The sequence below is a fragment of the Pseudomonas sp. HMWF006 genome, assembly GCF_003061205.1.
Lineage (GTDB): Bacteria > Pseudomonadota > Gammaproteobacteria > Pseudomonadales > Pseudomonadaceae > Aquipseudomonas > Aquipseudomonas monsensis.
In genome coordinates, this window is sequence record NZ_QAIU01000445.1 from 1 (window position 1) to 9,487 (window position 9,487).

Annotated in this window: 11 protein-coding genes; 1 reads left to right on the forward strand and 10 read right to left on the reverse strand. The window is 57.8% G+C overall.

Annotated features, from left to right (window positions below; genetic code table 11):
• Nucleotides 1–379: 379 nt before the first annotated feature.
• Nucleotides 380–646: a hypothetical protein gene (locus DBR24_RS18775; RefSeq protein ID WP_123468967.1), complete on the reverse strand. Its 267-nt coding sequence runs from the start codon at nucleotides 644–646 to the stop codon at nucleotides 380–382.
• 355 nt (nucleotides 647–1,001) lie between these two features.
• On the opposite strand from DBR24_RS18775, the gene DBR24_RS18780 reads away from it, so the two are divergent.
• The gene (locus tag DBR24_RS18780) at nucleotides 1,002–2,327 is read left to right on the forward strand and encodes a sigma-54 dependent transcriptional regulator (RefSeq protein WP_016983762.1); all 1,326 of its coding nucleotides are present in this window, start codon (nucleotides 1,002–1,004) and stop codon (nucleotides 2,325–2,327) included.
• Nucleotides 2,328–2,423: 96 nt separating this feature from the next.
• Here the strand turns inward: DBR24_RS18780 and DBR24_RS18785 are convergent, their stop codons facing one another.
• The 9 genes from DBR24_RS18785 to DBR24_RS18825 form a co-directional block, all read right to left on the reverse strand.
• Nucleotides 2,424–3,746, reverse strand: coding sequence for a hypothetical protein (locus DBR24_RS18785; RefSeq protein ID WP_128615487.1), 1,323 nt, complete (start codon nucleotides 3,744–3,746; stop codon nucleotides 2,424–2,426).
• Between the two features lie 46 nt (nucleotides 3,747–3,792).
• The gene (locus DBR24_RS18790; RefSeq protein ID WP_128615488.1) at nucleotides 3,793–4,539 is read right to left on the reverse strand and encodes a hypothetical protein; all 747 of its coding nucleotides are present in this window, start codon (nucleotides 4,537–4,539) and stop codon (nucleotides 3,793–3,795) included.
• A gap of 44 nt (nucleotides 4,540–4,583) precedes the next feature.
• A complete protein-coding gene (locus DBR24_RS18795; protein WP_128615489.1) occupies nucleotides 4,584–5,264 on the reverse strand; it encodes a C39 family peptidase in 681 nt (226 codons plus the stop codon).
• Nucleotides 5,265–5,327: 63 nt separating this feature from the next.
• Nucleotides 5,328–6,320: a heme utilization protein gene (locus DBR24_RS18800; protein WP_128615490.1), complete on the reverse strand. Its 993-nt coding sequence runs from the start codon at nucleotides 6,318–6,320 to the stop codon at nucleotides 5,328–5,330.
• A 73-nt stretch (nucleotides 6,321–6,393) separates the two neighbouring features.
• Entirely contained in the window at nucleotides 6,394–6,969 is a 576-nt protein-coding gene (locus tag DBR24_RS18805; RefSeq protein ID WP_128615491.1) for an adhesin, read from the reverse strand.
• 1 nt (nucleotide 6,970) lies between these two features.
• The gene (locus tag DBR24_RS18810; protein WP_128615492.1) at nucleotides 6,971–7,420 is read right to left on the reverse strand and encodes a hypothetical protein; all 450 of its coding nucleotides are present in this window, start codon (nucleotides 7,418–7,420) and stop codon (nucleotides 6,971–6,973) included.
• A gap of 359 nt (nucleotides 7,421–7,779) precedes the next feature.
• Complete coding sequence (locus DBR24_RS18815; RefSeq protein WP_128615494.1) at nucleotides 7,780–8,304, reverse strand: AAA family ATPase; 525 nt, start codon at nucleotides 8,302–8,304, stop codon at nucleotides 7,780–7,782.
• Entirely contained in the window at nucleotides 8,301–8,864 is a 564-nt protein-coding gene (gene pnuC / locus DBR24_RS18820) for a nicotinamide riboside transporter PnuC (protein WP_128615493.1), read from the reverse strand. Before pnuC ends, DBR24_RS18815 begins: the two co-directional genes overlap by 4 nt.
• Before the next feature lie 189 nt (nucleotides 8,865–9,053).
• A partial coding sequence (locus DBR24_RS18825) for a methyl-accepting chemotaxis protein (protein WP_256591635.1) occupies nucleotides 9,054–9,487 on the reverse strand: 434 nt, incomplete at its 5' end.

The following is a 9,487-nucleotide window of genomic DNA, read 5'->3' on the forward strand; positions in this document are numbered from 1 at the left end:
AAGTACACCTGAGCGACACCGCTGCCAGCGAATGTCTTGTCGAGTTGACCGGCATTATTCGATAACGTCGGGAGGGCATAGGCGTTCAGGCTGGACATGCACGCTTCTCCTTGCGAGTTGACCAACGCCGCGAGCCGGCCGGCAAACTGCATGAGCGGAACATTCAATCCCTGAACAGCAGGAAGTACAACTGTAAGAACTAACAGGTGGAGGGTCACACTGTGCCAGAACAGTGTCTTTTTGAACCAATAGCAAGCCTGCCAAGCAGTTACGCTTGAAGCCGTTGCAAAAGTTGTACAGGCGTACGCGAAATTAAATCGCTATGGCAACTAACAGAAAGCGGGCGGATAACTGAAAAGTTATCCGCATCATCCCGCTATCAATGTGGCATCGACCAGGATTGCAGCATGTAACCTTCTTCGCTCAGTTCGGCGCGAGCCTGTTGCAGCAGTTGCTCGAGTTGGGCCGGGTCGGAGTAGGCGCTGCTCGGAATCTGTTTGCGGCCGATGTGCGAGTTGGTGCGGTCGATAACGGTCAGGCTCAGTTCGCCATTGCCGTCTTGTGGAGCCCAGGCCACGCATTGAAAAGGTTTAAAGGCGTGGTTGGCAATCAAAAGAGCTTCGTTGATACGGAGCGGGGCGGTCATGGGGTCTTCTCTCTGTAGTGCCCAATCAAGTGATATGCCGTCGGTTGGGCTTACCGTTCGGCTGGTTACTTGTACTGATGCACGCAACCCTCTGACAGGTCACACATGCCACAAAGAAATTTCAACTTTCTTTCATATCGCTGGTTTTATGAGTGCTTTTGTAAGCTGGATGAAAGCTTCATGGCACAAAACAGTCGATAGCTAACTAACAAAGCCGCTGCTTATAACTAGTTCGCCTGTACGCCTATAAGCAAACGATACAAGGTCCTGTCAAATTCTTGCTAATGTTACAGCCAGGTCTGCCAAATGACTGTTTTTAAAACCTTTTCCTAAAATTTGGCGCCAAGGAACAGTCATGAGCGAAGCGCCTGCGTTACGACGTTTACTGGTGGTCGATCCTTGCGACGACTGTCACCGATTATTGCCCGGTTTACGCGCGGTAGGGTGGGATGTCGACAGCTGTACCCTGGAAAATGCTGCCGACCGCAGTTGTGATGTCGGCTTGCTGCGCTTGCAGCCTTTTCACCTCGAGCGACCCGAAGCCGTCAAGGAACTGATCAGCCGCAGTGGCACCGAATGGATTGCCGTGCTGAATCAGGAAGTTTTGCGGCTGCAGAACGTCGGCGACTTCGTTTGCGAATGGTTCTTCGATTTCCACACCTTGCCGTTCGATGTGTCGCGGGTCCAGGTCACCCTTGGCCGCGCCTTCGGCATGGCGCGCTTGCGCGGGCAGGGGACGATTCATGTCGACCAGCCCGAACACGAATTGCTGGGCGACAGCAAACCGATCCGCGAGCTGCGCAAGTTGCTCAGCAAACTGGCACCGACCGAATCGCCGGTCTTGATTCGCGGCGAAAGCGGTACCGGTAAAGAACTGGTCGCGCGCACCTTGCACCGTCAGTCTCAGCGCCACAGCAAACCGTTTGTGGCCATCAACTGCGGGGCGATACCCGAGCACTTGATTCAGTCCGAGCTGTTCGGTCACGAGAAAGGCGCGTTTACCGGCGCGCATCAACGCAAGGTCGGGCGCATCGAAGCGGCCAACGGTGGCACGCTGTTTCTCGATGAAATCGGTGACCTGCCGCTGGAATTGCAAGCCAATCTGTTGCGCTTCCTGCAGGAAAAACACATCGAACGCGTGGGCGGCAGTCAGCCGATCCCGGTCGACGTCCGGGTGTTGGCGGCGACCCACGTTGATCTCGAAGCCGCTATCGAGAAAAAACGCTTTCGCGAGGACCTGTATTACCGCCTCAACGTGCTGCAAGTGGTCACGGCGCCGTTGCGCGAACGCCACGGCGACCTGTCGATGCTGGCCAACCACTTTTCCCACTTCTACAGCCACGAAACCGGCCGACGCCCGCGCAGTTTCAGCGAAGATGCGTTGATCGCGATGGGCAAGCATGACTGGCCAGGCAATGTGCGGGAACTGGCCAACCGCGTGCGTCGCGGTCTGGTGCTCGCTGAAGGGCGGCAGATTGAAGCTCGCGATCTCGGGCTGATCAGCCAGCACTCGATCGCCACGCCGATGGGCACCCTGGAAGATTACAAGACTCGCGCCGAACGCCAGGCACTGTGCGATGTGTTGAACCGGCATAGCGATAACCTGAGCGTTGCGGCCAAGGTACTGGGGGTTTCACGGCCGACGTTTTATCGCCTGCTGCATAAACACCAGATTCGCTAGACGCCGAAGATCAAAAGATCGCAGCCTGTGGCAGCTCCTGCATGAGAGATGTGTAATCTCTGGAGCTGCCGCAGACTGCGATCTTTTGCTGTGGCTTTAGAAGTAGTACGGGAATTTCAGGCTAAAGGAAAAGTCCGGGGCATCCGGGGTCATGCCGATTGACAGGTTGGGTACGATGGTCAGGTTGTCCGTGGCGGCAATGGTCATGCCGACGTTGAAGTAACCGGCGTTAGCGTCGCTGGAGACCACCGATTGCCAGTCGCCACCATCCTGTTTCAGCTTGCTTCTACGTTGCACCAGATCAGACATCGAGAACGACATACTCATCTTTTCGTTCAGCGCAAAAGCGATACCGGCACCGATCTGGAAGCTGTCGCCAATGCGAACCTTGCCCGGGGTTTTCTGGTTGACGGTCGAACTGATGTCATCGAACGACTCTTCCAGGTTGTGGGTGTAGGACAAGCTGCCGAACAGCACAGCCGGATCGAACGTCTTGACCAGCGAGATGCCGGGCGTGACCGACCAGACGCCGTTGCCGGTAGGCAGGGTGTCAGGCACGAACAGGTTGGAGTTGGCGTCGGTCTGACGCAGCTTGATCCCGAACGGATCCTTGCCGGTAGGCGCCTTGACCCGCAAGGTGACCACGGCATCCGGCGTGTTGACCGATTCGTCGAGGAACTTGTAGGCAATGCCGAAGTTGACGTCGCCGATGCTCGGGTCACGCGAAACATCCTGTTCCGTCGTGACGTTGGACGCGCCACCGTTGCCGCCACCGGACTGGTAGGTCGACTCGCGGTAGACTACCGGTACGTTCACGTCGAACTGCCAGCGATTGTCGAAGTTGTAGCGGCCGGTCAGGTCCAGGGTCCAGGTATCGGCCTTGATCCGGTCGAGGTTGATGTTGCCCAGAAAGATCGAGTCCAGGGCCAGAAAGCCGTTGAGGATCAGTTGCCGGGTGTCGTAGCGCGAGTAGGTCACGCCGGTTTCAAAGCTGAATTTACCGCCACCGAAGAAGCCACTGGCCTCGTCGTAGAGGTTGGAAACACTCTGCGCCGGTTGCGAATCGTCGGCCAGCGATTGGCCGTAAGAAGCGCCGCTGCCCCCGGCAGCGCCCCCCGATGCAGCCGCTGCGCCAACCCCGGGAGCCCCGGTGCTGGTAGCAACTTTTGGATTGCCTTTCATGTCAGACGGGGACTTGGCCAGCCGTTTGGGTTGTGGTGCAGCCGGTTGATCTTCGACCTGGCGGACCCGTTGCTCGAGCACCGCCAAAGCCTTCTGTTGTACTTCGTATCGTTGCTTCAGCTCCAGAAGCTCCTGTTTCAGGGTCTCCACGTCTGCGTCGGGTGCTGCTTGCAGCATCGCCGCAGGGAGAAGAGTACTCAAACATACAGCGGCACGCAGTGATACTGATCGATACATGAAGAAGCCGTCCCTTTTAAGCCCAATGATCGAGACTCAGCGTAGTTCAATATCCGATATTGCGTAGTGCCCTGAGTTGAGTCAGGTTGCAGTCCAGTGCGCCAGGGCTGATGCCGTTATTGCTAAGCACGACATTGAGTTGGGTCATGTTGTTGACCACGTTGGCACTGCCCAGCAAGCGCGTGTTCTGCAGCAGACCACCCTGAGCGACTTGTTGCAGGGCCGAGCCCTGGTTTCCCGAGGCCTGGATCGCCATCTGCACGCCACTACCGGAGGCCGAAACGGCGACGCTGCCGGCGGCGTTGCTGGCACCGATGGTCTGCCCGGCCATCAGGGCCTGGCCTTGTGCGGGCGCCAGTGATGGAGGGGTGTTGGCTTCTTTTACATTGATGGCGACATTGTTATTGGCGGTGTTGCCGTCGCCGGCGGCGCGTACGCTCTGGGTCACGCCCTGGCTGCTGTTGAGGCCGGCGCCACCGGAGATCGTGCCGGTACCCGTCGCGAGGGTGCTGCCGTTGCCGTGCTCCTTGATCGTTTGCACATAGAATTCAGGTTTTACCGTTGCAGCTTGAAGTTGCATCGAGGTCGAAGCCCCGATCAGATCGCCACTGGCGTTGCGCCAGGTACTGCTCATGACAATGCCGAAGCTGATAATCCGCCCCGGCATGACGTAACGACCGCGTAGCTCGGAGAGTTCCTGATCATTGATTTCGATAGGTTTGAACCCTGCATTGGCATAGCCTGACGCGCTCGCTGCCAGGCAGGCGGCGGCCAGCCAGTATGAGGTTTTCATTTGCTGCTCCCGGGACATCCAGCCCCATTCTTTATAATCGGCGATTAAAAGAAGTCGCTCTGTATGAACCCGAAGTCCATCAATTCAGCATCTTTGACCGGGTTGAAGCCATCCAGCTTGTTCTTGGCCGTCAGCGGTACAGGAGGGCTACGCAAGGCGTTGGCCTTGTCATATCCGGGACCGACGATGGCGAAAACGATGCCGTTCCAACCTTTGACAAAGTCATCGTGTTTGTAGCGTTTATGACCGAGTACCGGGTCTCCGATGTAAACCCAATCCTTGTCCGAACGCTGCAGCACCACGAAATGCTTGTAGCCGCGAATTTCCATCAGTACCACCACCGGGATCGTCACATCATCGAGTTTTTCCGGCGGAATCTTGTAACCCCTGGCGCGCATGCCGATGCTTTCTATGTAGCGCTTCATGTCCAGCATGGAAAACCCTTGAGTGCGAACAAGGTCCTGATCAGCGTTGACCAGCATGCCTTTGATGATGTGCTCCTCATCGACGTCGAGCCAATAGGCCTGGCGTAACACCGTTGCCAGTGCGGCAGCGCCGCAGCTGAAATCGGTTTTCTGTTCGACGATGTCGGCAAACTTGCGTTCACGGATGCTTTGCACGTTCTTGTAGACGAGTACGCCGCCGGGCAGGGCAGCGACGGGCATCTGGGCAGCCTGGGTCAGGCCGGACAGGCAAAGCAGGGCGATAAAGGCAGTCTTACGCATGATCGATACGCCTTTGCGGACTGAGGAAAAGCCCCGTTTCCGGGGCTTTCGTTTCGATCGCGATTACATGCAGGCTTTGCAACCTGCAGCGATGGACAGCGAGTTGCTTTGTTGGTTGCCAACACCAGCGGCGTTGTTGAAGCCACCGTTGCCCGACCAGTTGTTGCCTACGTTGGTCATGCTGGCGTTGTTGGTGACAGGGTTTTTCCAGCCGTCTGGAGTCAGCACTTGTTGAGTGGTGACGCCAGCCAGGCCAAAGGCACCCACGGCTTCAAAGGTCGCTTTCTGATCTTTGCTGCCGCCGTTGCCGCCATGGCCTTTGTTGTCGTCGCCATAACCGCCACCGCTGTGGCTGTCACCTTTGATGGTAGCTTCGCCGACGGCGCCGAATACGCCGTAGGCGGCGACAGTGCCAGTGAGGGTATCTTTCTTGTAGGTCTGGGTGCCGTTGTTGCCGACTTGCAGACCGGTCGTGCTTTGATTGGCAGCAGCAGCAGCCTGCGCTACACGACCACCGGACACAGCGATTGCCAGGTTGTTTTTCTGTTGGTTGAAGTTGCCGGCAGCGTTGTTCACGCCGATGTTACCCGAGCCACTGTTGCCGACGTTGTTCATGCCGGCGTTGTTGGTGGTGGAGTAGTTGCCAACGGTGTTGTTGCTGTTGACTTGAGTGGCACTGGAAGCGGACACGGCCGAACCGAAGATGAAGCTTTCGTCGGCGGTTGCCAAGGCAGCGGCGTTATCTTGTTGGTTACCGTCACCAGCCACGTTGTTTGCGCCGATGTTGCCGTTTGCGCCGTTGAGCGAACCACTGATGCCGGCGTTGTTCTGGGTGCCCTGGTTCAGGACGGTGTTGCCGGCGTTGTTTTGCACATCAAGTACTGCAGCACCGGCACCCGCGCCGATTTGCAGCAGTTCTTCGAGGGTAGGGCCTTTGGGTTCATGGTCGCCATGACCGTACCCGTTACCATGATCATTGCCGCCTGCTTGAGCCGCCATTGCCATTACTGCTGCAAGAGCGAAAACCAGTGGTTTGAGAGCCATTGTAGGTTTCATGGTGTTTCTCCATCGTGCTTATTAGTTGGTTAAGTGTTGGTACTTTCTAATTGCACTGCTTTTGTTGTTTGGGTCAGTCTGCGACCCGGATGCTCAGGGTGTTAGCCATTCGGTTCCCCACCCCGGCACTCTGGTTCACCTGGATTACCCCTCGGCTGCCGGTGAAGGCCTGATCACTTGTCGTGACCTGGCGACTGCCGGATGAGGTACCAGTTGCTCCTGAGCTCGGTAAAAGCGCCACGTTCTGTTGTGAAAGGGCACTGTCGTCAACGCTCTGCGGGGCAGCACTGATGCTGACGCGTGTCACGTTGGCCATCTGGTTGTTGGCACCGGCACCCTGGTTCACACCCAGGATCCCGTTACCATTACTGAAAGAATTGCCGCCAATGGTGGTGCTGGCGTTCATCGACGGGTTGGCAGGTGTATCGAGTGTTTGCCTGACGATGGTCGTAGCGCTGGCATTGGTGCCGATAGCGATCGCCTTGGTGTTGGTCTGTTGCATCTGGTCGCCGGCGGCCTGGTTAACGTTGAAGTTGCCGCGGTACTGGATACCGGTGTCCTGAATGTCGGCGTTGTTCACTGAAACGGGATCGGCGGCCATTGCACCGGCACAGCCGAAAAGGGCAAGCAGCAGAAGGGAATGATTCATCTCATTGGCCTCCAGCCATGCGGGTCAGCGGTGCCAGACCGCTGCTCAGCGAGCGATTGATCGTGTTGGAAATCGTGCCGCCACCGCCGCCGCCGTGTCCGCCACTCATGCCTGGCAGGCCGTTGGGGTTGGTCAGTACGTTCATGCCGGGCATGTCCGAGTTCGGCGTGATCACGTTGCTGCGAATCGAACTGCCGCTGGCGACACTGGCAAAGTCACCGTCATTGAGTTCGGTGCTGGTCATCGCTTGATTGATTCGACTGGAAGGATTGGCATTGACCGTGGTTGGATAGGGGTCTTTGCCGCCGCTGCGCCCGATGGGAATGGGCTGGACGTCGCGGTTGAGAACGATCACGCCATTGCCTTCGGCCTGAACGTTGAAACTGATGAATGTGCTGGCTGCCGATCCAATCAGCAGAAGGCAGGTCAGGCCTTTATTGAAGTTCCCCACGGCGGCAATTCCTTCTTCAGTGGGCTGGCTCTTGTCAGCGTTGGGAAGGAGAGAGCGAAAGCTGTGCCGCTTTTGAATTATTTTTTAAATTCAATGGTTTGTGAGAAAGGTGTGCGCTAATGAAACATAACCTGTTTCAACGCTGATACAGCCACCCGGCTGTGAGGTCGTCTGTTGGTGCCATAAAGCTCTGGAACAAGGGTTTGCGCGGAGGTGTTTCACTGGTGTAACACCTCGTGTGACAAAGCGAAGAATGCCGCTGAAACGGCCACTTTGCACTCGGGCGAGTGTTTCAGGAACGGACACTTTGCCCTCAGAACAGAGAGAACCAACAGGGGAAAGGCGGGCGTTAAGCCGGGTCAGGCAGCCAGTAGATCCGCCACCGCAGCAAAGGCCTGGGCCTGACGCCCGGCCCAATCGCCCTGAATCACCTGATAGCGCTGATGATGGGTTTGCAGCCAATTGTGCGTGGCTTGGTAAAACGCCAGGCGCTGGTCCAGATCCGGCTGACAGCGCTGGCCGTCGTCGGTCCAGTCGATGTGTTCCGGGGACAACAGCAGGTGCAGATCGTAATGCCGGGCCAGCAGTTCCGGTTCCAGCCAGTCCGGGCAATCGCCGAACAACGTCTGGCTCCAGAGGATATTGCTCAGCAGGTGGGTGTCGAGAATCAGCAGCGAGGGGCGTTGCGCACGCGCCTGATCTTCCCATTGCAACTGGCCCCGAGCGATCTGGGGAATATCGCTCAAGCGGGTGTCACGCGGATTCTGCTCGATGAACCAGCGTACATATTCGTCCACCCGCACGCCGCCGAACTGTTGTTGAAGGCCCGCTGCCAGCCAGCTCTTGCCGGTGGATTCGGGGCCGGTCAGCACCACCACTTTCATGGGCGCAACGCCGGGTCGGCGCGCCATTCGCGAAAGCCCTGAACCGCAATCAGCGTGAACAACCCATAGAGGGCAGCCGTGAGGTACAGGCCTTTATAAAGAAAGAGGCCGACGAAAATCACGTCGAGCACGAACCACAACAACCAGCATTGCAGACGTTTCTGCGCCATCCACAGTTGCGCCACCAGGCTGAAACCGGTGAGCGCTGCGTCGAGCCACGGCTGTGCAGCGTCGGTCCAGTGGGCCATGGCGGCGCCAAGCAGCCCGCTGCCGACGGCGCCGATGCTCAGGCCGATCAGCAGCGAACGTCGATCAAGACGTGTCACTTCACGGCCATCGTGCATCGTCCCGGCCCGGGTCCATTGCCACCAGCCGTAGACTTGCAGCGCGGCGTAGATCACTTGCAGCAACATGTCCGAGTACAGCTTCACGTCATAGAAGATCCAGCTGTACAGCAGCACCATGACCAACCCGATCGGCCAGCACCATGGATTCTGTTTGACCGTCAGCCAGACGGCGATCACGCCGAGGGCGGCGGCAAACAGTTCAAGCCCGGACATGTGGGTTCCTTGGAGGAATTGAGGAGGGGGCGGATTGTACCCAAAAACGCTGTTGGCGGATTAAACGTCGCCCCACGAAGATCTGTGTGAACCAAGCTGCTGGCGATGGTGATGGTGGTCTGTCAGACACTGAATGGGTGTCTGACAGAGCTGATGGCTAACAGGCTGACGCCCTCATTGTGATTGCGGTCAGACGCGGAACTGGCGCAGCAACTGGTTCAGTTGTTCACTCAACTGCCCCAGCCTCACACTGGCCACGCTCGACTGTTCTGCCGCCAGCGCCGTGCTGTGGGATAACCCGGCCGCCTGAGTCACGTTCTGATTGATGTCCTCGACCACGTGCGCCTGTTGCAGGGTGGCGCTGGCGATCGAGGCATTCAGGCCATTGAGATTGCGCAAGGCCTGGCCGATGGCATTCAGACTTGCCCCGGCCAGTCCGGCCTGCTCAATGGTCAACTGCGACGCCTTGCTGCTGTCGCCGATGACCTTGACCGCTGCCTCGGAATGATTCTGCAAGCGCTCGATCATCGACTGGATCTCTGCGGTCGACTTCTGCGTGCGCTGAGCCAGCAGGCGCACTTCATCGGCCACCACGGCAAAGCCGCGACCTTGCTCGCCGGCCC

Coding starts and splice junctions, on each gene's coding strand:
- DBR24_RS18775 (WP_123468967.1), bottom strand. CDS start 646: ATGACCGCCCCGCTCCGTATCAACGAAGCTCTTTTGATTGCCAACCAC.
- pnuC (WP_128615493.1), bottom strand. CDS start 8,864: ATGTCCGGGCTTGAACTGTTTGCCGCCGCCCTCGGCGTGATCGCCGTC.
- DBR24_RS18805 (WP_128615491.1), bottom strand. CDS start 6,969: ATGAATCATTCCCTTCTGCTGCTTGCCCTTTTCGGCTGTGCCGGTGCA.
- DBR24_RS18800 (WP_128615490.1), bottom strand. CDS start 6,320: ATGAAACCTACAATGGCTCTCAAACCACTGGTTTTCGCTCTTGCAGCA.
- DBR24_RS18785 (WP_128615487.1), bottom strand. CDS start 3,746: ATGTATCGATCAGTATCACTGCGTGCCGCTGTATGTTTGAGTACTCTT.
- DBR24_RS18815 (WP_128615494.1), bottom strand. CDS start 8,304: ATGAAAGTGGTGGTGCTGACCGGCCCCGAATCCACCGGCAAGAGCTGG.
- DBR24_RS18780 (WP_016983762.1), top strand. CDS start 1,002: ATGAGCGAAGCGCCTGCGTTACGACGTTTACTGGTGGTCGATCCTTGC.
- DBR24_RS18790 (WP_128615488.1), bottom strand. CDS start 4,539: ATGAAAACCTCATACTGGCTGGCCGCCGCCTGCCTGGCAGCGAGCGCG.
- DBR24_RS18795 (WP_128615489.1), bottom strand. CDS start 5,264: ATGCGTAAGACTGCCTTTATCGCCCTGCTTTGCCTGTCCGGCCTGACC.